Source organism: uncultured Gemella sp. (genome assembly GCF_963529685.1).
Classification (GTDB): Bacteria; Bacillota; Bacilli; order Staphylococcales; family Gemellaceae; genus Gemella.
This window is the reverse complement of record NZ_CAUSAI010000027.1, coordinates 1-23,674: the sequence shown is the minus strand read 5'-3', so window position 1 is coordinate 23,674 and position 23,674 is coordinate 1. Positions and strand designations below refer to the sequence as shown.

Genomic DNA, 23,674 nt, shown 5'->3' with positions numbered 1-23,674 from the left:
TCGATAAAGATTCAAAAGTTGATCAAAACTTCGTAGTAACAGTAGCGAAGACAGTGCCTGTAACACCAACAACTCCACAAAATCCTAACGAAGATCCACAAAATCCTAAACCAGGAGCCCCAATCGATCCTAAGAATCCAAACGGGCCAAAATGGACGAAAGATGCTCTTGATAAACTAAACAACATCAAGTCAGTAACTCGTACAATTACTTACATTAAAGACGGTACAGATGAAGAAGTATCGCCAACTGAAGCTCCAAAAGTAACAAATAAAGTAAGCTTCATACGTACAGTAGTTGTAAATCCAAAAGACGGTTCAGTAGTAGGATACGACACAACAGGTGACGGTATTGCAGACGTAGCAGCAACAGACACTACAAGCGGATGGACAGCTGCAGGTACAGCTAAATTTGCAGAAGTTAAATCACCAGTTGTTAAAGGATATGTTGTAAAACCTAACCAAGATACACAAGGTGACTTAGTAGAAGCTGATGGATCTAAAGTTAAAGCATCTATAACAGATTTAACAGTAGATTCATCTAACCAAGATCTAAAAGTTAGATATGTACCAGTAGGAAAAGTTACAATTACAGTACCACCAGGTGTAACACCACCAACTCCGGTAACAGATACACCATACGAAAATGTACCAGGTGAACCAGGTAAAGTTGTACCACCAAGTCCAACTAAACCACAAGATCCACAAGATCCAAATAGTCCGAAAGTACCAGTGATTCCACATATCCCAGGAACAACACCACAAGTGCCGAAAGATCCAACTAAACCAGTAGATCCAAACACTAACCCACTTGTACCGTTGAAACCGATTGATCCAAAAGATCCATCTAAAGGATATGAAGTACCACCAGTACCAAAAGATCCAACTACAAATACACCAGTTAACTACGTTAAAGATGGACAAAAAGCTATCACAAACTTCGTAGATAACAACGGTAAAGTAGTATCTGATCCAGTATTTGATCAAGGTGGTTCAGGAACTAGATTCACTAAGTCTAGAGAAGTTGAAAGCAAGATCAAAGAACTTGTTAAGAAAGGTTACACTGTAGTAAGTAATGACTACCCTTCAGCAGATACAGATAGAGTATTCGACAACGATAATGGTAAAGATCAAATCTTCAACGTTAAAGTTACTCCACTTATTGTGCCAACAGATCCAAACAGCCCTGATAAACCAATGGTTCCAACTGACCCAACTAAACCAGTAGGTCCAAACAACCCACTAAGACCAGTAACACCATCAACACCAAACCCAGGTGAACCAGTATTCCCTGAAGATCCAAATAGCCCAGTATGGCCAGATACAGTGAAAGATCTAGTTACAGAAACAACTGCAACTCGTATAATCACTTATGTAGATCAAAACGGAAAAGAAGTAGCAGCTACTCATACAGAAACTATCAAGTTCAAACGTAGTGCTAAAGTTAACCTAGTAACTGGAGAAATCACTTACGGTGACTGGACAGTAGTAGGAGATGATAGTATCTTAGATGGTAACCCATTACCATCTGTAGATGGATACATCGTTCGTGGCGGAGATATCGATGCTTCTCAAGAAGATATTAAAGCAACAGCGGGAATGAACATAACACAAACAGTAGTTTACGACAAACTTGGTTCATGGGTACCGAAAGTACCAGAAGGAGTAACACCAGTTCATCCAATTACATATCCAAATGATCCAAAAGATCCAACAAAACCAGGAACAGATAAACCACGTGTACCTTACGTACCAGGATTTATCCCTGTAGGTCCAAATGGAACTCCATTAAAACCAGTTGATCCGAAAGATCCATCTAAAGGATACGAAGTACCAGACGTGCCGGAAGATCCAACTAAGGATACACCAATCAGCTATGTACCGGTAACTCCAGAAAAACCAACACCAGAAAGAAAAACTCCAAAACCAACTCCAGTTGTTCCTGTACAACCAGAAGGACCAGTAACTCCGAAAACGCCAGATATGCCAACTAAACCGACTCGTCTAGCAAATACTGGTACAACTGAAACTAACACAGGATTAGCAGGATTAGGATTAGGAATCTTAGGTGGACTACTTGCAGCAGTAAGACGTCGTAAAGAAAAAAATGACGACTAAGATAAATCTTAGAAGTTCAAGTTAGGTTAAGAAACTAACTTGAACGAGAAGAACACCCTCGATATTTTTCGAGGGTGTTTTTTGATCGTCTGTTCTTTTACCTGAGAATTATATAAATTATGCCGTGGTGTTTATAATATTTTATATTGCAAGTGTATTATTTGTTATAGCAAAGTATATTTTAGGAGGAGATAACGCTCATTTAATTAGCGGTGTCAACATAAGTTATGAAGAAGCGAAGTTACCGGAAAATATCGAAAAGTATGCTAAGGATAGTAAAAGAGCTGGAAGAATATTACAGTACAGATAACAAGTATAATTTGTTTTGTTGTAGGAGTATTTTTAATTATAACTAAGTAGTTACTAAAGGGCTAGGAAATTAATTCTTAGTCTTTTTTTGTAGAAAGAGTGCGTTATATACTATAAGATTAATGTAGGTAATTCCACTGTTTTCACTATAAGTAATGTTGAAAATATGGTATAATGAATTAGTTAAAATAATTTAGGAGGTAATTATGTTTCAAGCATTATATAGGAAATATCGTCCGCAAACATTTAATGATATTGTAGGTCAAAATCATATAGTTTCTGTTTTGAAAAATGCAATTGACAAAAATCAAATTAGTCATGCCTATTTATTTTATGGATCTCGAGGTACAGGTAAGACTTCTATTGCTAAAATATTCGCTAATGAAGTTAATAGTAATGAAGTATATCAAAAAGAAAATGTTGATATAATAGAAATTGACGCAGCTAGCAACAATGGTGTCGATGAAGTTCGTGATATAAAAGAAGCTATTAAATTTTTACCGACTGAAGGTAAATATAAAGTATATATTATCGATGAAGTACATATGTTAACTACAGCAGCTTTTAATGCTTTATTAAAAACATTAGAAGAGCCACCTGCACATGTGATTTTTATACTTGCTACTACAGAAATCCACAAAATACCGGCGACAATATTATCAAGGTGTCAGAGATTTGAATTTAAAAATCTATCGCAAGATCAATTGATAGATAGACTTAAATATATAGCAAAAGAAGAAAACTTGGTAATAGAAGAAGCGGCTATAGAAAAGATTGCGACCCTTGCTAAAGGTGGATTAAGAGATGCGATTAGTATACTAGATCAAGTATCTAATTACTCAGAACAAATTACATTAGGTCATATATTAGAAGTCACATCATCTATCAGTGAAGATGATATTTTAGAATTTTATAAAGGATTATTGCAAGGAGATGTTACAAAATCCTTATTAAAATACAATGAGTTTGTCGCTCAGGCTAAAGACACGAAATTACTGCTTAATGATTTAATTAACGTAACTAGAGATATAGTAGTATATAAAAATTTAAAAGATACTAAACATACTGTTTATAATGTTGATAAAATTGCTGCAGAAATAGAAAATGTTAATTTTGATTATTTTTATAAAATAATAGAGTATTTGTCACAGACGGAGCAATTTATTAGATTTTCTACTGAGTATATGAGTTATATGCAAATATGTATTGTTAAAATTTGCTCAAAAGAAGAAGGGATTAATAAAGTTCCTGTTGTTAACAATGTAGAAAATACAGTATCTAATGCAAGAACTGTTGAACTGGAGAATAGAATTAAATTACTTGAGGATAAATTATTCCAATTAAGAAATAGCTTAGACAATTTAGCGAAATCAAATATAAATGACAACGTCCCTAATATTACTCAGGAAACAAAAGTAACAACAGGTATTTCAACGAATTTGGATAGTACACCAAAAGAAGAAATTAAGGAAGTAATAATTAAAGATAAGGCTAAAATAATAGATTTAATTAGTGATTCAAATCAGAGTTTTACAAATTATGCAGCCAATGTGTTTAATAAAATTATAAATGACAGCTTAAATACAAACAACCCTGAAGTAGTAGCTATGGGTGAACTATTTAAATCTTGTAAGCTAATAGCTTCATCTAAAGAGGGTGGATTACTTTTATTTAACGAAGTAGATAATATGGTTAAAATGACACCAAACTCTAAATATAAAAAATATTTGGAAAGTTTGTTCAAGAGATTTATTGGGGTTGATTATACAATATATACAATTCAAGACCATCAATATGAAATACTAAAAAAAGCGTTAGATAATCCTGTTGAAGAACCTCTTGAAGAGGAAAAACAAGATGAGAAGATTAACATTACAAAAATTGATGAGTTGTTTGGAGATATTATAATTGAGAACTAGTATTACCATAATGAAAAAAACAATTGAAATAACTTGAAAAACATTGTAAATTATTGACAAGTTGTAAAATTTTAAATAGAATTATATTATAAATAGTTAAAATAGACATTAGGAGGAAATATTATGCGCGGAATGGGAAATATGCAACAAATGATGAGAAAGATGCAAAAAATGCAAAAAGACATGTTAGCAGCCCAAGAGGGATTAAAAGATCAAACTGTTGAAGGGACTGTATCAGGTGGCATGGTTACAGCAATTGCTAATGGAGACGGTAAAATTTTAGATATTAAAATTAAAGAAGAGGTTGTTGATCCAGAAGATATCGAAATGCTTCAAGATATGATTTTAACAGCAGTAAACGATGCACTAGAAAAATCTACTCAATTAAAAGAAGAAACTTTAGGTAAATTTACAAACGGATTAAACATCCCAGGATTATAAGATGCAATATCCTAAACCAATTTTAGATTTAATAGAAAGCTATTCTTTATTACCAGGAATAGGGAAAAAAACAGCAGTCAGATTAGCGTTTCATACTTTAAAAATGCATGATGATGATATAAAAAACTTTGCAGATAGTCTTGTTAATTTAAAAGAAAAACTAACTAATTGTGAGGTATGCGGAAGACTTAGTGAAGAACATATTTGTGATATTTGTTCTGACAATGGAAGAGATAAATCTACTATATGTGTAGTGGCTAATGACAATGATTTAGTCGCTATGGAGAATATGCAACAATATAGAGGAGTATATCATGTGCTAGATGGGTTGATTTCTCCGATGGATGGAATAGGACCACTTGACATTAATATTAAGTCACTTTTTGAACGAGCACAAGACGAAACCGTAAAAGAAATAATTCTTGCTACTAATTCATCTCCAGAAGGTGAGGGAACAGCGAGCTTTATTTCGAGATATTTAAAAAATACAGATATAAAAGTTACTAGAATAGCTCAGGGGATTTCCTTTGGAAGCGATATTGAGTATGTTGATGAAGTTACTTTATCAAGAGCTATTTCGGGTAGAATAGAATTATAATTTAGGAGGACATTTTATGTCACAAAAATCAGTAAACGCGATAAAAGTTTTAGGTGTAGATGCCATTAATAAAGCGAAATCAGGTCACCCAGGAGTAGTAATGGGTGCAGCACCTATGGCTTATTCATTATTTTCAAAACATTTAAGAGTTAATCCTAAAAAAACAGACTGGATTAATAGAGATAGATTTGTATTATCGGCAGGACATGGATCAATGCTATTATACTCTTTATTACATCTATCTGGGTTTGAAGATGTTTCATTAGAAGAAGTTAAAAACTTCCGTCAATGGGGATCTAAAACTCCAGGACACCCAGAATTTGGTCACACTAAAGGTGTGGACGCTACAACAGGACCACTTGGACAAGGTATCTCAACTGCTGTGGGTATGGCTTTAGCAGAAAGATATTTAGCGGCTAAATATAATAAAGAAGGTTATGATTTATTTGATCACTATACATATGTAATTTGTGGTGATGGAGATATTATGGAAGGTGTAGCATCAGAAGCGTCAAGCTTTGCTGCAGTACAAAAATTAAATAAACTTGTAGTATTATATGATTCAAATGATATCTGTCTTGACGGGGAAACTAAAGATGCATTCTCTGAAAATGTTCGTGCTAGATATGATGCATATGGATGGAACACAATTTTAGTAGAAGATGGAGCGAATGTAGAAGCGGTTAGCGCAGCTATAGAACAAGCTAAAAAATCTGATAAACCAACATTAATCGAAGTGAAAACAATTATCGGAGCTGGTTCTCCAAATAAACAAGGAACTAATGGCGTACACGGAGCTCCATTAGGAGAAGAAGAAACAGCATTATTTAGAAAAGAAATCGGTTGGGAAAATGAGCCATTCGATATTCCGGCAGATGTTTATGCTGACTTTAAAGAAAATGTTGCAGATCGTGGAGAAGCTGAATATGCTAAATGGGAAAAATTATACGCGGATTATAAAGCTAAATATCCTGAATTAGCTAGTGAATTAGAAGAAGTTCTTTCGCGCGAGGATATCAATCGTCTAACTAAAGAAAGTTTTTCATTCAAAAATGTTGGAGAAGCTCAAGCAACTCGTAATTCATCTCAAGATGCAATTAATAGTGTTGCAGCTGTTTTACCAACTTTCTTTGGGGGATCGGCTGACCTTTCACACTCTAATATGACATTCATTAAAGGTGATGGATTACAAGATGATGCAAATAGAACAGAACGTAATGTACAATTTGGTGTTCGTGAATTTGCAATGGCTACTGTACTTAACGGATTAACATTACATGGTGGTGTTCGTGTATTCGGAGGAACATTCTTCGTATTCTCTGATTACCTAAAAGCTGCTTTAAGATTATCAGCTTTACAAAACTTACCAGTAGCTTATGTATTCACGCATGACAGTATTGCAGTTGGTGAAGATGGTCCAACACACGAACCAATCGAGCATTTAGCATCATTAAGAACAATACCAAATACTTATGTATTCAGACCAGCTGATGCAACAGAAGCTCAAGCTGCTTGGTACTTATCACAAAAAACAAACGATAAACCAACTTCTATCGTATTAACTCGTCAAAACTTACCGATTTTAGAAAACTCTTCATTTGAAAAAGTTGCAAAAGGGGCATATGTTGTTTATGAAACAGCTACTGATTTCGACACTATTTTAATCGCAACAGGATCAGAAGTTGCTCTTGCAATTGATGTTGCTCGTGAACTTGAAAAAGATGGTTCTAAAGTACGTGTAGTAAGTATGCCATCAGTAGAACTATTTGAAGAACAATCAAAAGAATACAAAGAAGAACTATTACCATTAAGTGTACGCCGTCGTGTATCATTAGAAATGGGTAACAGTGCTCTTTGGTACAAATATGTTGGTTTAGATGGATTAGCTATTGGAATTGATAAATTTGGAGCATCTGCACCTGCTAATAAAGTAATCGAAGAATATGGATTTACAGTTGAAGCAGTTGTAGAGAAAATTAAAAATGAGCTATAGAGAAATACGTCCGGGTGATATTATTAAGGTAAAAGTTACAGCAGTTAAGCCGTACGGAGCCTTTATAGAAACTCGAGATAAAATGGTAGGGCTAATTCACATTTCAGAAATTACAAATTGTTTTATATTTGATATTAGTAGCTATATTAAACAAGATGAGATTTTAGAAGTGAAAGTTTTATCGATAAAAGATGATAAAATTAATGCAACCTTAAATTTTAAACAGAAAAAAGATACAAATAAAAAAGAAATCAATAGTTTGGATACATTGAATTTTGAATATGGATTTGATACTCTTAAACAAAACATGAAACTTTGGCAGAAAAAAGCTATGTTTGAAATTAGAAATTCTAAGTAAAATCTACTTATTCTTGTATTTTAAATTTTACGATGCATTAAGTAATAGTCTAAAATTTATAGTAAATTATATATTGTTCACTGGGTTTCAAATAAATAATATAATATTTTTAATTGACAAAAGTATTAATTTAGGATAATCTATATATAGTACAGGTCCACTGACCGATAAGTGGGATATAAATGGTCGGGTTGTAAGTTTTCCGCTGACCAACATGCGGAATAAAAGTGGTTGGGTTGAAAGTAAAGTCCTCTGCTTAATCGCGAGGACTTTTTTTGGGGATAAAAAATGGAAAAACAGGATTTTATATTATAAAAGAAAATTTTTTTGATATTGTGAATGATCCTTTTTTAAAAGGGAATAAACAAGGGAATAGACCGCATTATTATTGTTTTGAAGATTTAAAGACAGGTATATATTGGATTATACCTGTGTCTAGTAAGTTAGAAAAGTATAAAAAAATAATAAAAAACAAAGAGAAAAAGGGAACTAAATGTGATATTTTACATATCGCAAAATTGGATAATGATAAAGAAAGTGTTTTTTTAATTCAAGACATGTTTCCTATTACCTCTCAATACATAGAAAGAGAATATACTATTGGTGGAAATCATTTAAAAATAACGAGTGAACATTTGGCAAAAAAAATTGATAAGAAATCTAGAAAAGTATTGTCTTTACTGAAAAGAGATGTTAGACTTACACCATTACAACCGAATGTAATGAAAATATATAGGTGGTTAAATAAGGAAGATTATAAATAATTAGCTATACTAAAAAGTTTTAAATAAAGTATGTGATAAAACTTGTGTTTGAAATGAGAAATTCTTAGTAAAATCTATTGACAAATGTAACTTTACTGTTTATAATAACATACATATACAATGAAGTTTAGGAATTAAAAGTTAAGTATATTATTTAACAGAGAGAATCTAGCGGTGAAAAGGATTCATAATAGAACTTTTATGCTACCTATATAGTGCTTCATCGGCATTTAAGCCGTTATAAAAACTAATGAGGAGTACAATGTACTCGAATTAGGGTGGTAACACGATTATAGTCGTCCCTTGTGTAATTAATTTTACACAAGGGATTTTTTATTTATTTGTTAGCTTGAAAGGAGAAATAATTAATGAAACAACTAACATCAACACAAATTAGAAGAATGTACTTAGATTTCTTCGTAGAAAAAGGGCACAAAATCGAACCTAGTGCTTCTTTAGTACCGGTAGATGATCCTACTTTACTTTGGATTAACTCAGGAGTAGCAACTCTTAAAAAATATTTTGATGGAAGAGAAATACCTGAAAATCCAAGAATTACAAACTCTCAAAAATCAATTAGAACAAATGATATTGAAAATGTAGGTAAAACTGCACGTCACCACACATTCTTCGAGATGTTAGGTAACTTCTCAATCGGTGACTACTTCAAAAATGAAGCAGTACCTTGGGCATGGGAATTCTTAACTTCAGAAAAATGGTTAGGATTAGAAAAAGAAAAATTGTCAGTAACTGTTCATCCAGAGGATAATGAAGCATATGATTTATGGAAAAATGTAATTGGTCTACCAGAAGAAAGAATTATTCGTATTGAAGGTAACTTCTGGGATATCGGTGAAGGACCATCAGGACCAAACACAGAGATTTTCTATGACCGCGGAGAAGACGCAGACACATGGTCACCAAAAGAAGAGATGTATCCAGGTGGAGAAAACGATAGATATCTTGAAGTGTGGAATGTAGTATTCAGTCAATATAACCACAATGCAGATGGTACATATACAGAACTTCCAGCGAAAAACATAGATACAGGTATGGGGTTAGAAAGAATTGTTTCTGTATTGCAAGATGTTCCAACAAACTTTGATACAGATTTATTTATCCCGATTATTAGAGAAATTGAAAAACTATCAGGAGCTAAATATGGTGTAAATGCAGAGCAAGATGTGGCTTTCAAAGTTATTGCTGATCATATCAGAACAGTTGCATTCGCTATTGCTGATGGAGCTTTACCATCAAATGAGGGACGTGGATATATTTTAAGAAGATTATTACGTCGTGCAGTAAGATTCGCTAAAGTTTTAGGATTAAATGGCTCATTTATGTACAAACTTACAGATATTGTTGCAGAAATTATGGAAGATTATTATCCAAATGTAAAAGAAAGTGCAAACTTTGTTAAAGATGTTATCCTTAAAGAAGAAGATAGATTCCATGAAACACTTCACGATGGTGAAACTATCTTAAATAACATTGCTAATGAAGTTAAAGATACTACAAAAGTAATCTCAGGTAAAGATGCATTCAAACTTTATGATACTTTTGGATTCCCAATCGAATTAACAGAAGAATATGCAGAAGAATTAGGATTAACAGTAGATATCGATGGATTTAATGAAGAAATGGAAAAACAAAAAGAGCGTGCTCGTTCATCTCGTCAAGATGATTCTTCTATGCAAGTTCAATCTGACTTATATAATAGAATTGTAGGAGATAGTGAATTTACTGGATATACTAAACTTACAGATGAAGGAAAATTATTAGCTATCGTTGATAAAGAAGATAATCTATTAGAAAATTACAAAGGTGAAGATATCGTAAAAGTAGTATTTGATAAAACACCATTCTACGCTGAAAGTGGAGGTCAAGTAGCTGACAAAGGACTAGTTTTAGCTGAAGGATTCAAAGCGAAAGTTGTTGATGTTAAGAAACTTCCTGATAAACGTCACATTCACTTCGTTAAAGTAGTGGAAGGTGAACTAGTTGTAGGAACTGAATATAAACTAGAAGTTGACAGAGCTTATAGATTAAATGTTGAGAAAAACCATACTGCAACTCACTTATTAAATGAAGCACTTCGTCATGAAGTTGGATCTCACATTAAACAAGCGGGATCATTAGTAACTGATGAAAAACTAAGATTTGATATTACTCACTTTGCTCCACTTACAAAAGAAGAAATTGAAAAAGTTGAGCAAGAAGTAAATAAACAAATTTGGAACGCATTAGAAATTAAAACAGAAGAAATGCCTATTGCTGAAGCAAGAAAACTTGGTGCTCAAGCATTATTCGGTGAAAAATACGGAGATGTAGTACGCGTTGTTTCTATCGGAGATTACTCTATCGAACTATGTGGAGGAACTCACAATGCTAACAGTGCTGAGGTAGGTATCTTTAAGATTGTATCTGAATCAGGAGTAGCTGCAGGTGTTCGTAGAATCGAGGCTCTTACTGGAAAAGCAGCATACGAGTATTTAAGAGAACAAGAAGAAACTCTTCGTTCTGTTGAAAAATTAACAAAAGCTAATGCTTCTAACGTGGTAGAAAAAGTATCTGCATTACAATCTGAAATTAAGAAATTATCTAAAGAAAAAGAAAGTTTACAACAAAAAATTGCTAATGCTGAGTTAAACAACTTAGTAAATAACATTAAAGAAGTAAATGGTGTAAATGTATTAACAAGTGTTGTTGAATCAGAAAACATGAATCACTTAAAACAACTTGTTGATAACGCTAAGTCTAAATTAGAAAACTATGTTATTGCCTTTGCTTCAGTAAATGAAGATAAAGTAAACTTTGTAGTTGCGGTAGATAAAGCTATTACTGATAAATACAATGCAGGAAAACTAGTAAATGTACTAGCAACAGTATGTGACGGACGCGGTGGTGGACGTCCAGATATGGCTCAAGCAGGAGCTAAGAACAAAGATAATATCGACAAAGCATTTGAAGAGTTATTAACTAATATTTAATAATTTATACATAAATAACAAGAAAGAGATTACCTTTATAAAATAGTATTATATAAACAACTATTTTTAAGGTAATCTCTCCCTTTTTCTTTTAAAATATGGTATAATTAAAAGGATTATTATGGACGGATAATAATTTAATGCTAATTGATATTTATAGTATTAAATATAATTTTGGAGGAAATGTAAATGGAAACTAAAAAATTAGGAAAAGTAGAAATTAACCCAAGTGCCCTTGAAGTTATTGCTAATATTGCAGCAACTGAAGTAGAAGGAGTATCTAAATTATTAGGTAAAAAAGTATATTCACGTGGTGTGGAATTAGAATTTGCAGGAACAGAATTAGTTATTGATGTATATTGTAATTTAAAAACAGGGTTTTCAGTGGCTAAAACAGCAAGAAAAATCCAAGAGAATGTTAGAAATTCTATTTTCAACATGACTGAGATAAATACAAAGACAGTAAATGTAAACATACTGGGAATTGATTTTTAATTTAGGAGATATAGATGAAGAGCAGACACGAACTTAGAGAAGCAGTTTTTAAAATTTTATTTCAAGTAGAAAATACTGAACTAGATTTTATCGAATTATTAGATTTGGAACAAGAAGAAATTTCAACTAGTATTTATGTTAATAAAACTTTAACTGAAATACTTGAGAAGAAAGAAGAAATTGATGCTGTGATTTCTAATAATTTAAAAGATTGGAAACTAGATCGTTTATCTAAAATGGATAGACAAATTCTACGTATTTCGGCATATGAAATATTATATAGTGATATTCCTTACAAAGTTTCTATCAATGAAGCGGTTGAACTTTCAAAAAAATATAGTGAAAAAGATGAAAGTTATAAATTCATTAATGGAGTATTAAAAGGTATTGTAGAAAACTCAATAAAATAAGAGGTAAAGTTAGATGGAGGAAAAAACATATCTAACCGTTACAGCCCTGAATAAGTATATTGAGAGAAAGTTCTTATTAGATCCATACTTAAATGAAATATATATTAAAGGTGAAATTTCGAATTTTAAACTTCACAATAACAATAATATTTATTTTTCTATAAAAGATGAGAATACAAGGATAAATGCGGTATGGTTTGGAGCAAAAACTAAAGATTTTGAAGATGGAGATACAGTTTTAATTAAATCGAAGATTAATTACTATTTCCCTAGGGGAGAACATAACTTGTTAGTAGTTGATATGAAAAAAGATAAAATTGGGGAACTGTATAAGAAATTTTTAGAGTTAAAAGAAAAATTAGAAAAAGAAGGCTTATTCTTACCTCAGTATAAGAAACAGATACCTAGTTTTTCTCAAAATATAGCTGTAGTCACTGCGAAAACAGGTGCAGCCATACAAGATATAACAAGAACTATCCAAAGAAGATTTCCTATTGCGAAGATTAATATATACTCTACATTGGTGCAAGGTGAAAATTCAGTTCAAGATATTGTTAAAAATATAAAACTAGCCGATGATGGATCAAATGATGTAATAATACTAGGCCGTGGTGGAGGTTCAATAGAGGATTTATGGAGTTTCAATACTGAAGAAGTAATTAGAGCCATATTTAATTGCAGAACACCAATTGTTACTGGTATTGGACATGAAACAGATACTACTCTTGCTGACTTTGTTTCTGATAGAAGAGCTTCAACACCAACAGCAGCGGCTGAATTAGTTACACCGAATATTGAAGATATAAAGAATAGAATTAAATTTAATTTTCAAAAATTAAATAGTATTTTAAATAACACCATTCAAACATATAAGAGTAGAATTGTTAATAGTGAAAACAATCCATATTTTAAGAACTATTCTAAAATTTATATTGAATATAGAAAATCATTGGAGATATTAGAAAAAGACTTAAATAAAACTCTACATCAATTGATTAAAGATAAGAAGAATACACTAACTAACTCATCTGATAAATTTATTTCATATGACATGTTAGGGCGTTTCAAAGAAAATTTCACTAATGAGATAAATCGTCTAGAAGCAAACTCTCCATTAAATATCATGAAAAAAGGTTATTCAGTTACTTTTATGAATAATAAAAAATTAACAACAGTAAAAGAGGCCACAATAGGAGATAAAGTCACTGTACAGCTTATAGATGGAAGTTTAGAGTGTGATGTAAATAATATATCTGATAAAGGAGTTAAGTAATGAGTAAAGAAAATTTTGAAACAAGTTTAATGAACTTAGAAAAAATTGTTGCTGAATTAGAATCAGGGAAATTATCATTAGAAGATTCATTAGAGCGTTATAAAGAAGGAATAAATTTAATAAAAAACTGTAATAAACTAATCGATAACGCTGAAAAAGAAGTAGCTAAATTAACTAAGGATTTCAAAGAAAATGAATAATTTCAAAGCATTCATAGAAGAAAACAAAGAAAAATTAAATACTTTTGCTAAAGAATATATCAAAAAACTAGAAATGCCGGAGATTTTAAAGGAATCTATTAAGTATTCTTTAGTTAATGATGGAAAAAAAATAAGACCACTATCTTTTTTGTATTTGCTTAAATATTACGAAATAGATTACAGTAAGTATTTTGACATTGCATTAGCAATAGAATTAGTTCATACTTATTCATTAGTACATGATGATCTTCCGGAAATGGATAATGATGATTATCGTTGGGGAAAACTGACAAACCACAAAGTTTATGGGCAAGATGTAGCGGTTCTAACAGGAGATGCAATGCTTACATTAGCCTTTGAGGTTCTTAGTGATTGTGATGTGAATCCTAACTTAAAAGTTAGACTTATAAAACAATTTGCTAACTATTCAGGTGCTATGGGAATGATTGCTGGTCAAGTGTATGATGTTAAACAAAAAAATTATAATGTTGATGCAGATTACTTAAGAAGAATGCACAGTTTAAAAACAGGTCGTTTAATTGAGCTCCCTATGGATTTTGCATGCTTAGTAGCCAATAAATCAGACGATTACGCAGAAATAAGAGAATTTGGTCAACAATTAGGAATAGCATATCAGATTAAAGATGATATTCTTGATTATTATGGAGATTTTGAAAAAATAGGAAAACTACCGAGTGATGAAGATATGATTACTTATCTTAGTTTTTATGGAATTGAAGAATGTGAAGACTTACTTCAAAAACATACTACAAATGCTATAAATATTGCTGAAAAATTAAATAATGATTTATTAATAGATTTTGCGAATTATCTATTAAAAAGAGAAAAATAACATACGACAGATTTTAAATAACTCATTGTGGATTCATATACCATTTTGAGTTATTTTGGCACTTATTAAAAACCACGAAAGTTTAGGGGTAAACTTCGTGGTTTTTTACAGTTATTATATTAGCCTGACTTTAGGGAATTAGAAACTCTTAGAACTAATATATTTAAAATGTTAGCTGGAGATTACTGGCACAAACATGAGGATTACTTATAATTTGTAAAACTAAAAGTAGTTTGCTTCTGCAGCAGACAAATTAACACTGTATTTTTGATAAATCAAAAAGTGAGTTCTAATTTTTAACCCTAAATATAAAGTAAAATACTTTACATAATTATTATACTAAAAAAAATAATAAATTTAAAGTATTTGTGTAAATTTTATCGTTGAAAATATTTTTATTTTTTTATTTTAATTGTTTAACCTTTAAATAATGATAAAATGATGATAAAATTAACTAAAGATTATAAATCTATTGTAAGGAGGGTAAAAATTATATGAAAGTTTTAGTAGCTGTTAATGAATTTAAAGGTTCTTTATCTTCAATTGAGATAGGAAATACTATAAAGAGTACAATAAGTAAAAGATATTCTAATTTAGAAGTTTTAACAGAATCTGTTGCTGATGGTGGGGATGGATTTTTGGATATATTTAAAAATTTTGAGAAAAAGCAATTTAAAACTGTAAATGCCGCTTCACAAGATACTATCGTTAGTTATCTAGAAAATTTAGATAGGAAAGAAGCTGTTATAGAAATTGCGGAAGTTATTGGATTAAAACAGCTTTCAGATGCAGATAAAGATCCATATAAAACATCCACTGTTGGGTTAGGAAGATTAATTAATAATTTACTTGATAAGGGTGTTAAACATTTCATAATTGGCTTGGGTGGAAGTGCAACTAATGATTGTGGTATTGGAATGCTTAGTGAGCTAGGCGTTAGGTTTTTAAGTGAATCTGGAAAACTTTGTCAACATGGGATAAAAGATTTAAGTAAGATTTGCGAAATTGATCTGAGTGGTATTAATCAACAACTAGAAGTAGCAAACTTTACAATAATTTGTGATGTTAATAATCCTCTATATGGGGAAAATGGAGCTACGTATGTTTATTCAGGGCAGAAAGGACTAGATGAAAGAAGTTTTGCAGAAGTTGATAAATATATAATAAATTTTTCAAATCTTGTTTCTAAAAAAATGAAAAATGACTTTTCAAATTTTGAAGGAAGTGGCGCTGCAGGTGGTCTTGGATTTGCATTCTTATCTTTTTGCAACACTAAAATTCAAGGTGGCTCTAAGTTTATGATTGAATATTTAGATTTAGAAAAGAAAATTAGTGAAATTGATATTCTTATCACAGGTGAAGGAAAATTAGATAGTCAGAGTTATATGGGTAAAGCGCCGATTGAACTTGCTAGAATAGCGAAAAAGTATAATAAAAAAGTAATTTTCTTAGCTGGTAGCATTCTGGACGAACAGTTGAATCAACTTAGCGATGAAAATAAGAAATTAGTTGATTCTTCATTTGCGGTTCAAAGAGAGTTTTTACCTTTAGAAAATGCAATGAAAAAAGATGTCACTATAAAAAATATAGAAAATACTGTTATTCAGATATTTAATCTATTGGAGTTCTAATAATGGATAAAAAAAATAATATATTAAAGGGAATATTTTGCATAATTATTGCAGGATTTGGTTTTTCGCTAATGGCGCTATTTATAAAACTCTCTGGAAATCTACCTGCTATGCAAAAAGGCTTCTTTAGGAATATAATTGCCGTTGCAATATCTTCTATTCCGTTGATTAAACATTGGAAAGCTATTAAATTCCCTCAAAGTAAAATGTCGTGGGGAGTATTAATATCGAGGAGTGTGTTTGGTACTATAGGATTAGTTTTTAATTTTTATGCTATAAGTCATATAAGTTTAGCTGATTCAACAATAATACAAAAACTATCTCCCTTTGTAATAATAATCTTGTCATATATATTTTTCAAAGAGAAAATGACAAGATTTCAACTAACAGCTATAATAATTGCTTTTATAGGTGTGGGATTTATTATTAAGCCAACAGGTAATGGACTTATTAGCCTGGGTGCTTTTGCTGCACTTTTAGGAGCGTTTTGTTCTGGTGTTGCTTATACTTGTGTAAGGTACTTGGGTACGCATAACGTTTCAGGTGAATTTATTATATTCTTTTTCTCATCATTATCAACGTTATTGTTATTACCTTATTTAATATTTGATTATAGAGAAATGAGCATATATCAATTATCAATGCTAATATTAGCGGGGGCATCGGCAACGATAGGTCAGTACGGGGTAACGTTTGCTTATCGATATGCTGCTGCGAAAAATATCTCAGTTTTTGATTACTCACAAGTCTTGTTTTCAGGGATTTTAGGATTTATATTTTTTAGCGAGTTACCAGACTTGCAAAGTTTAATAGGATATATTATAGTTATTTCAATAGGAATAATTTTAGTCAAAAAGACAAAATAAAGAGGTGTAAGATGAAAAGAAAATATATAGAACTAACAACGATTGTTTTTATAGCCATCTGCTCAATAACACTGTATGTTTTTCAAAGTAACAAGGGATTACTTTTTAATAAAGTTTCAAATTTTGAAAGTGTTGAAAAGAAAGAAACTGTAAAAGAGAACGTTGCGGTTGCAAGAGATGGAATTGTTGGTGTAACTCAACCGGCGCCGTTTATCACAAGTCCGAGAGGAATCGAAAATAATTTGCTTCAAAATGCAAATGGCAGTCTTATAGGGCAGTTAATCTATTTGCAAAGAGAAAATCTACCAGAGGCTGAACAAAAACTATTAGTAAATAATAAAGATGCAACACAATATATATTAGGCTATCTAGCGGGGCAAAAAGCCAGTCCTTTTGAAGAAGGAGAAACAGTAGAAATTAATAGAAAATATCCTTACTATATACAATGGGATAAACGCTGGGCTTATGATAAACTAGGCGGAACTAATATCGCTATTGGGGGATGTGGTCCAACATGTGTAGCAATGGCATTAAGTGGCATATTAGATGACAAATCAATAACGCCTAAGAATATTGCAGAAAAAGAAGAGGCAACTGGTTACTTTACAGATGCGGGAACTAAATGGAGTTTCTTCGATTATATTGCTAAAGAGTATGGTGTTAAATCTACTGGAGTACCTTTAAATAAAGAAGCGATGAAAAATAGTTTAAGTAAAGGACATCCAATAATTGCATCAGTACACCCTGGAAAATTTACAACAGTAGGACATATTATACTTATCACAGCAGTAGATAATGATGGTAATTTTATTATTAATGATCCAAATAGTTACACAAGAACGCTGAAAAAATGGTCATTTGATGAATTAAAAACCGAAATAGTAGCTATGTGGGAATATTCAAAATAGACAAAAAATAAATTTTCAAAATTAAATTTAATTTTGGAGATTTATTTTTTATTTTTAATATTAAATTTAACTTGAATTAAAAATTTTAGCCAAACCAATAATTTGATAATTATTGTGAAAACCTTTATAATTATAATTATGAAAATAGCGATTATTAGTAAGATTGTTAATGTGTAAATCGCGATAATACATGAGATGGAGGAAAAGTAATGTCAGTTCTTGATATAAAAAATTTAGAAGTATCAATTAATGAAAAACAAATATTAAAAGGACTAAATTTAGAAATTAAATCTGGTGAAATACATGCAGTAATGGGACCAAATGGTGCCGGTAAATCTACATTAGCATCTGCAATAATGGGACACCCTAAATATGAAGTAGATGGTGGAAGTATTTTACTTGATAATGAAGAAGTACTAGAAATGGAAGTTGACGAAAGAGCTCGTGCAGGACTATTTCTAGCTATGCAATATCCATCCGAAGTACCAGGAGTACCAACTTCAGAATTTATTAAATCTGCAATTAACGCGCAGCGAGAAGATAGTATTCCTTTAATGCAATACATTAAAAAACTAGATAAGACTATGGAATTTTTAGACATGGACCTAAAAATGTCTCAACGTTATGTAAATGATGGTTTCTCTGGAGGAGAAAAGAAACGTAACGAAATATTACAAATGATGATGTTAGAACCTAAATTTGCTATTTTAGATGAAATAGATTCTGGATTAGATATTGATGCACTAAAAATCGTATCAAAAGGTGTTAATAAAATGCGCGGTGAAAACTTCGGTTGTTTAATTATCACTCACTATCAAAGATTATTAGATTATATTGAACCGGATTTTGTACACGTACTTATGGATGGTAAAATCGTAAAATCAGGTGGACCTGAACTAGCACTTCGTTTAGAAAAAGAAGGTTATGACTGGTTAAAAGAAGAGGTTTAATATGGAGAATAATAAATTAAAACTAAGTATTAAAACTTTACAAAGCATCTTTTCTAATAATACAAATGAACCTACTTGGTTTTTAAATACTAGAAAATTAGCTTTATATAAGAGTTATACGCTACCTTTTCCAAAATTAGAGTCTATGGAGTTAGAAAGATGGAACTTATTTAATGTTGATTTTTCAACTCTAAGATTAGAAAATGAGGGAGATGTAGAAATAGCTGAATATGGTATTAATAGCGATGATTTTGCTGTAATTCAAAAGAATAATACTATTGTTCATATTAATATTCCAGAAAAATATGCAGATAAAGTAGTTGTTAAAGATATTTTTTCTGCTATGAATGATGATCATATTAAAGACAGTTTTATGAGTGTTGTTGATTATGCGGAAAGCAAAGTGACTGCGGTTCATTACACACTATTAAATGCGGGATTATTTATCGACGTTAAGGATAATGCTGTAATTGAAGAACCGCTTCAATATATTGTAATAACTGATAAAGAACAAAGTTTATTTAACCATGTAACTATTCAAGTTGGTAATAACGCTAAATTCAACTTTATTGAAAACTACGTAAATAACCAAAAAGATGATAAAGCGCCATTCAGTTTAGTATCTGAAGTAGTTGCTCATGATGGAGCCAAAGTAAACTATAGCTCTATAACGAACCAACCAGGACAAAAACGTGGGACTATTTTACGTCGTGGTTTAACTTATAAAGATTCATTAATCAACTGGAATGTTGCTGCGATGGATGAGGCAGATGTATATCATGATAATACAACGAATATTCTAGGGGATGGTTCTGAAGCTAACCTTAAGATTGTAACTCTAGGAGTTAAAGAACAAAAAACTTACTTCAATAGTGAAGTAATTAACCAAGGATTAAGTAGTAAAGGTGATATCCTTCAACATGGTGTACTATTAGATAAATCACACATAGTATTTAATGGTGTTGGATTTATAGTAAAAGGTGCAACAGGTTCTAATGCTTACCAAAGTTCAAGAATGCTGACACTTTCTTCGGAAGCTAAAGCTGATGCCAACCCAATGTTATTAATTGACGAAAATGATGTTATGGCTGGTCACGGAGCATCTCTAGGTCGTATTGATGAAGAGCAACTATACTACTTACAAAGTAGAGGATTAACTAGAAAAGAATCTAGTAGATTATTAGTTCATGGATTTCTATCTCCAGTTATTTCAGAGTTGACAGTAGATAAAATTAAAGAACTTGTAACAGTGCTTATTGATGAAAAAATTAACAATAATGAGAGTGAATAATAATGATAGATTTTAGTAAATATAGAGAAGACTTTCCTATATTAAAAAGAAGGATATCTGACCATGATTTGATATTCTTTGATAATGGAGCTACTACTCAAAAACCTAATCAAGTAATCGATGCTATTTCGGATTACTATAAAAATTATAATTCTAATATTCATAGATCTGTTTATACCTTAGGTGATGAATCAGAGAAAATATATGAAGAGTCTAAAGAGTTAGTTAGGGAATTTATAAATGCAAGTAGTTATGAAGAAGTAATCTATACTAGTGGAACTACTGAAAGTTTAAATTTTACTGCTAGAATTTTGGAGCAAGATGTAAGTGAGGGAGATGAAATTATCCTTACCTACATGGAACATCATGCTAATATTATTCCTTGGCAACAACTAGCTAAACGTAAAAATCTAGTTTTAAAATATTTAGAATTAGATGAAGAAGGAAGAATTAGTATTGAACAATTAAAAGAATTTATTACAGATAAAACTAAAATTGTTTCTATGTGTCATGCATCTAACGTATTAGGAAATATTAATCCAGTTTATGAAATTGGAGAATTATTAAGAGATAGGGATATTTATTTTGTAGTAGATGCGGCACAATCAGTTCCTCATTTAAAAATCGATGTTCAAAAAATGAACTGTGACTTTTTAGCTTTTAGTGCACATAAGATGTGTGGACCTACTGGTATTGGAGTTCTATACGGTAAAAAAAATCTATTAGAAAAATTTAATCCGGTTGAATTCGGTGGAGGAATGATTGGTATTGTTGAAGATAATTCAGCTACATGGGCTATTCTGCCAGATAAATTTGAAGCGGGAACACCACTACTAGCACAAGCTGCCGGCTTAGGAGCAACTATTAAGTATCTTAATAATGTCGGTTTAGAAAATATTGAAAAGTACACTAAAGAACTTACTGAGTATATGTATACTGAACTTTCAAAAATAGATAATATAGAAATTTATGGAACAAAAAATATTGAAGAAAGAGTTTCATTAATATCATTTAATCTAGTTGGAGTACATCCCCACGATTTAACAAGTTTCTTAGATGCTAAAGGAATTTGTATAAGAGCAGGACATCAATGTACACAACCATTACTAGGAAAACTAGATACATATTCAGTAGCTAGAGCAAGTCTATATTTATATAATACGAAAGAAGAGATAGATTTCTTTATTCAAACTTTAAAAGAAACGAAGGAGTTTTTTGAAAATGAGTTTTAGTGATTTAAAAAGTTTATATAAACAAGTTATCTTAGATCATAGTAAACATCCAAGAAATAATGGAGCAATTGAAAATAGCTATAAACTGGAAATGCTAAATCCTTCATGTGGAGACAAAATAACAGTTAGTGTGAAATTAGTTAACGATATTATCGAAGATATAAAATTCGTAGGGACTGGTTGTTCGATTTCGCTAGCTTCAGCTTCTATGCTAACTGAGGAATTAAAAGGTTTATCAGTAGAAAGTGCAAATGTTAAAATTAAGAATTTTCTAAATATGATTATGGGAAATGACTTTGACGAAGACAATCTTGAAGATAGTATCTCATTACAAAATATTTCCCAACTTCCAGCTAGGGTTAAGTGTGCTACGTTAGCGTGGAAGATTACAGAAAAAATATTAGAAGAAAATAGGAAGAAGGAGTGATAGCATTGAATAAAAATGAAGAAATGTTTACCGATTATCAGTATGGATTTTCAGATAAAGATGTATCTATATTCAAGACTGATAAAGGATTAACAAAAGAAATCGTTAAAACTATTTCTGAAAGAAAAGAAGAACCTAAGTGGATGTTAGAATACCGTCTAAATGCATTAAAAGAGTTCTATAGAATGCCAATGCCTACATGGGGTGGAGACTTATCAGAAATAGATTTCGAGGATTTAACATACTATGTAAAACCATCAGAAAAAACAGAACGCTCATGGGATGAAGTGCCAGAAGAAATCAAAAATACTTTTGAAAAACTTGGTATACCAGAGGCAGAACGAAAATACTTAGCGGGTGTATCTGCACAATATGAGTCAGAGGTAGTTTATCACAATATGCATAAACAATTCGAAGAGAGAGGAATCATCTTTGAAGATACTGATACAGCACTAAAAAATCATGAAGAAATATTCAAAGAATATTTTTCAAAAGCCGTTGATTTCAATGACAACAAGTTTGCTGCATTAAACTCTGCAGTTTGGTCAGGTGGCTCATTCATCTACTGTCCAGAGAATGTATCAGTAGAAGCTCCACTTCAAGCATATTTCAGAATTAACAGTGAAAAAATGGGGCAGTTTGAGCGTACGTTAATTATTATTGAAAAAAACTCTTCTTTACACTATGTAGAAGGGTGTACTGCTCCGACATACTCAGCAAGTTCATTACACGCTGCTGTTGTAGAAATATTTATTAAAGAAAATGCTCGTTTCAGATATACAACTATCCAAAACTGGTCAACAAACGTTTATAACCTAGTTACGAAACGTGCGATTGTTGAGAAAAATGGTACTATGGAATGGGTTGATGGAAACTTAGGTTCGAAATTAACAATGAAATACCCAGCGTGTATTTTAGTTGGAGAAGGAGCAAGTGGAAATACACTATCTATCGCTATGGCTAGTGAAGGGCAAGTACTTGATGCAGGTTCTAAGATGATTCACCTAGCACCTAGAACATCATCTACTGTTGTTTCTAAGTCAATGTCTCGTCGTGGTGGTAAAGTTAACTACCGTGGATGGATTCACTTCGGTAAAAATTCTGAAGGTTCTCGTTCAAACATTGAATGTGATACTTTAATCTTAGATGAATACTCAACATCTGATACTATTCCTTACAATATTGTTAAAAACTCTAACGTATCCTTAGAGCACGAAGCAAAAGTATCTAAAGTTTCAGAAGAACAACTATTCTACTTAATGAGTAGAGGTCTTGATGAAGGTCAAGCTACTGAAATGATAGTTATGGGATTCATCGAACCATTCACAAAAGAACTTCCTATGGAATATGCTGTTGAATTAAACAGATTAATTTCATTTGAGATGGAAGGATCTATAGGATAATCTATAACATAAAAATTTAAATTTTAAATAAAGAAGAAGAAAAGAGGGGAGACTCAAAAATCGTGATTTCATCAAAATCGATTTTGTTGAGTCTCCCCTCAAAGCTTGTTAGATATATCTAAAAGGCTTTTATAAAGCGTATTTAGATATCAATAAACCACTGCGTCTATGAGTTATCACATACACCTTGTTAAAATTTAGTTCTTTTTAATCATTCCACTTGTTTATAAATTGCTATATTGATTT

General features: G+C 31.4%; 22 protein-coding genes. All 22 read left to right on the top strand.

Going from position 1 to position 23,674, the window contains the following annotated elements; all coding sequences use genetic code 11:
• Window positions 1–2,117, top strand: a 2,117-nt coding sequence (locus tag RWS90_RS05285; RefSeq protein WP_314549312.1) for a mucin-binding protein, incomplete at its 5' end; no start/stop codon positions are given.
• 127 nt (window positions 2,118–2,244) lie between these two features.
• Entirely contained in the window at window positions 2,245–2,427 is a 183-nt protein-coding gene (locus RWS90_RS05280; RefSeq protein ID WP_314549311.1) for a hypothetical protein, read from the top strand.
• Between the two features lie 205 nt (window positions 2,428–2,632).
• Window positions 2,633–4,345: a DNA polymerase III subunit gamma/tau gene (dnaX, locus tag RWS90_RS05275; protein ID WP_314549310.1), complete on the top strand. Its 1,713-nt coding sequence runs from the start codon at window positions 2,633–2,635 to the stop codon at window positions 4,343–4,345.
• A gap of 123 nt (window positions 4,346–4,468) precedes the next feature.
• Complete coding sequence (locus RWS90_RS05270; protein ID WP_003146124.1) at window positions 4,469–4,786, top strand: YbaB/EbfC family nucleoid-associated protein; 318 nt, start codon at window positions 4,469–4,471, stop codon at window positions 4,784–4,786.
• 1 nt (window position 4,787) lies between these two features.
• Window positions 4,788–5,384, top strand: a complete 597-nt coding sequence (recR, locus tag RWS90_RS05265) for a recombination mediator RecR (RefSeq protein ID WP_314549308.1) — start codon at window positions 4,788–4,790, stop codon at window positions 5,382–5,384.
• 16 nt (window positions 5,385–5,400) lie between these two features.
• On the top strand, window positions 5,401–7,377 hold the full coding sequence (gene tkt / locus RWS90_RS05260) for a transketolase (RefSeq protein WP_314549306.1): 1,977 nt from the start codon (window positions 5,401–5,403) through the stop codon (window positions 7,375–7,377).
• The gene (locus RWS90_RS05255) at window positions 7,367–7,735 is read left to right on the top strand and encodes a S1 RNA-binding domain-containing protein (RefSeq protein WP_314549305.1); all 369 of its coding nucleotides are present in this window, start codon (window positions 7,367–7,369) and stop codon (window positions 7,733–7,735) included. The genes tkt and RWS90_RS05255 overlap by 11 nt, the downstream gene beginning before the upstream one ends.
• 275 nt (window positions 7,736–8,010) lie before the next feature.
• Window positions 8,011–8,499: a type III toxin-antitoxin system CptIN family toxin gene (gene cptIN, locus RWS90_RS05250; protein WP_314549304.1), complete on the top strand. Its 489-nt coding sequence runs from the start codon at window positions 8,011–8,013 to the stop codon at window positions 8,497–8,499.
• Between the two features lie 368 nt (window positions 8,500–8,867).
• The gene (alaS, locus tag RWS90_RS05245) at window positions 8,868–11,489 is read left to right on the top strand and encodes an alanine--tRNA ligase (protein ID WP_314549302.1); all 2,622 of its coding nucleotides are present in this window, start codon (window positions 8,868–8,870) and stop codon (window positions 11,487–11,489) included.
• 189 nt (window positions 11,490–11,678) lie between these two features.
• Window positions 11,679–11,984: an Asp23/Gls24 family envelope stress response protein gene (locus RWS90_RS05240; RefSeq protein WP_314406621.1), complete on the top strand. Its 306-nt coding sequence runs from the start codon at window positions 11,679–11,681 to the stop codon at window positions 11,982–11,984.
• Window positions 11,985–11,998: 14 nt separating this feature from the next.
• On the top strand, window positions 11,999–12,394 hold the full coding sequence (gene nusB / locus RWS90_RS05235) for a transcription antitermination factor NusB (protein WP_314549300.1): 396 nt from the start codon (window positions 11,999–12,001) through the stop codon (window positions 12,392–12,394).
• 13 nt (window positions 12,395–12,407) lie between these two features.
• Entirely contained in the window at window positions 12,408–13,667 is a 1,260-nt protein-coding gene (xseA, locus tag RWS90_RS05230) for an exodeoxyribonuclease VII large subunit (RefSeq protein WP_314549298.1), read from the top strand.
• Complete coding sequence (gene xseB / locus RWS90_RS05225) at window positions 13,667–13,867, top strand: exodeoxyribonuclease VII small subunit (protein WP_314549295.1); 201 nt, start codon at window positions 13,667–13,669, stop codon at window positions 13,865–13,867. Before xseA ends, xseB begins: the two co-directional genes overlap by 1 nt.
• Window positions 13,860–14,720 (top strand): farnesyl diphosphate synthase, encoded by an 861-nt coding sequence (locus RWS90_RS05220; protein ID WP_314549293.1) that lies wholly within the window; start codon window positions 13,860–13,862, stop codon window positions 14,718–14,720. Before xseB ends, RWS90_RS05220 begins: the two co-directional genes overlap by 8 nt.
• A gap of 494 nt (window positions 14,721–15,214) precedes the next feature.
• On the top strand, window positions 15,215–16,351 hold the full coding sequence (locus tag RWS90_RS05215) for a glycerate kinase (RefSeq protein ID WP_314549291.1): 1,137 nt from the start codon (window positions 15,215–15,217) through the stop codon (window positions 16,349–16,351).
• A 2-nt stretch (window positions 16,352–16,353) separates the two neighbouring features.
• The gene (locus tag RWS90_RS05210) at window positions 16,354–17,217 is read left to right on the top strand and encodes a DMT family transporter (protein WP_314549289.1); all 864 of its coding nucleotides are present in this window, start codon (window positions 16,354–16,356) and stop codon (window positions 17,215–17,217) included.
• 11 nt (window positions 17,218–17,228) lie between these two features.
• Window positions 17,229–18,125, top strand: a complete 897-nt coding sequence (locus RWS90_RS05205) for a C39 family peptidase (protein WP_314549288.1) — start codon at window positions 17,229–17,231, stop codon at window positions 18,123–18,125.
• 209 nt (window positions 18,126–18,334) lie between these two features.
• The gene (gene sufC / locus RWS90_RS05200; protein ID WP_314549286.1) at window positions 18,335–19,075 is read left to right on the top strand and encodes a Fe-S cluster assembly ATPase SufC; all 741 of its coding nucleotides are present in this window, start codon (window positions 18,335–18,337) and stop codon (window positions 19,073–19,075) included.
• Between the two features lies 1 nt (window position 19,076).
• Window positions 19,077–20,366 (top strand): Fe-S cluster assembly protein SufD, encoded by a 1,290-nt coding sequence (gene sufD, locus RWS90_RS05195; RefSeq protein WP_314549284.1) that lies wholly within the window; start codon window positions 19,077–19,079, stop codon window positions 20,364–20,366.
• Between the two features lie 5 nt (window positions 20,367–20,371).
• Window positions 20,372–21,598 carry a SufS family cysteine desulfurase gene (locus RWS90_RS05190; protein WP_314549315.1) on the top strand — a complete coding sequence of 409 codons (1,227 nt, stop codon included), beginning with the start codon at window positions 20,372–20,374 and terminating at the stop codon, window positions 21,596–21,598.
• Window positions 21,588–22,025: a Fe-S cluster assembly sulfur transfer protein SufU gene (gene sufU, locus RWS90_RS05185; RefSeq protein ID WP_314549282.1), complete on the top strand. Its 438-nt coding sequence runs from the start codon at window positions 21,588–21,590 to the stop codon at window positions 22,023–22,025. Before RWS90_RS05190 ends, sufU begins: the two co-directional genes overlap by 11 nt.
• 23 nt (window positions 22,026–22,048) lie before the next feature.
• On the top strand, window positions 22,049–23,428 hold the full coding sequence (sufB, locus tag RWS90_RS05180; protein ID WP_314549313.1) for a Fe-S cluster assembly protein SufB: 1,380 nt from the start codon (window positions 22,049–22,051) through the stop codon (window positions 23,426–23,428).
• Window positions 23,429–23,674 lie beyond the last annotated feature (246 nt).

What these genes read in the sequence shown, in the direction of transcription:
- RWS90_RS05240 (WP_314406621.1), top strand. Translation starts at nt 11,679, where the DNA reads ATGGAAACTAAAAAATTAGGAAAAGTAGAAATTAACCCAAGTGCCCTT.
- recR (WP_314549308.1), top strand. Translation starts at nt 4,788, where the DNA reads ATGCAATATCCTAAACCAATTTTAGATTTAATAGAAAGCTATTCTTTA.
- RWS90_RS05270 (WP_003146124.1), top strand. Translation starts at nt 4,469, where the DNA reads ATGCGCGGAATGGGAAATATGCAACAAATGATGAGAAAGATGCAAAAA.
- RWS90_RS05205 (WP_314549288.1), top strand. Translation starts at nt 17,229, where the DNA reads ATGAAAAGAAAATATATAGAACTAACAACGATTGTTTTTATAGCCATC.
- tkt (WP_314549306.1), top strand. Translation starts at nt 5,401, where the DNA reads ATGTCACAAAAATCAGTAAACGCGATAAAAGTTTTAGGTGTAGATGCC.
- dnaX (WP_314549310.1), top strand. Translation starts at nt 2,633, where the DNA reads ATGTTTCAAGCATTATATAGGAAATATCGTCCGCAAACATTTAATGAT.
- sufB (WP_314549313.1), top strand. Translation starts at nt 22,049, where the DNA reads ATGTTTACCGATTATCAGTATGGATTTTCAGATAAAGATGTATCTATA.
- RWS90_RS05220 (WP_314549293.1), top strand. Translation starts at nt 13,860, where the DNA reads ATGAATAATTTCAAAGCATTCATAGAAGAAAACAAAGAAAAATTAAAT.
- RWS90_RS05255 (WP_314549305.1), top strand. Translation starts at nt 7,367, where the DNA reads ATGAGCTATAGAGAAATACGTCCGGGTGATATTATTAAGGTAAAAGTT.
- xseA (WP_314549298.1), top strand. Translation starts at nt 12,408, where the DNA reads ATGGAGGAAAAAACATATCTAACCGTTACAGCCCTGAATAAGTATATT.
- sufC (WP_314549286.1), top strand. Translation starts at nt 18,335, where the DNA reads ATGTCAGTTCTTGATATAAAAAATTTAGAAGTATCAATTAATGAAAAA.
- RWS90_RS05215 (WP_314549291.1), top strand. Translation starts at nt 15,215, where the DNA reads ATGAAAGTTTTAGTAGCTGTTAATGAATTTAAAGGTTCTTTATCTTCA.
- RWS90_RS05210 (WP_314549289.1), top strand. Translation starts at nt 16,354, where the DNA reads ATGGATAAAAAAAATAATATATTAAAGGGAATATTTTGCATAATTATT.
- xseB (WP_314549295.1), top strand. Translation starts at nt 13,667, where the DNA reads ATGAGTAAAGAAAATTTTGAAACAAGTTTAATGAACTTAGAAAAAATT.
- sufD (WP_314549284.1), top strand. Translation starts at nt 19,077, where the DNA reads ATGGAGAATAATAAATTAAAACTAAGTATTAAAACTTTACAAAGCATC.
- nusB (WP_314549300.1), top strand. Translation starts at nt 11,999, where the DNA reads ATGAAGAGCAGACACGAACTTAGAGAAGCAGTTTTTAAAATTTTATTT.
- sufU (WP_314549282.1), top strand. Translation starts at nt 21,588, where the DNA reads ATGAGTTTTAGTGATTTAAAAAGTTTATATAAACAAGTTATCTTAGAT.
- alaS (WP_314549302.1), top strand. Translation starts at nt 8,868, where the DNA reads ATGAAACAACTAACATCAACACAAATTAGAAGAATGTACTTAGATTTC.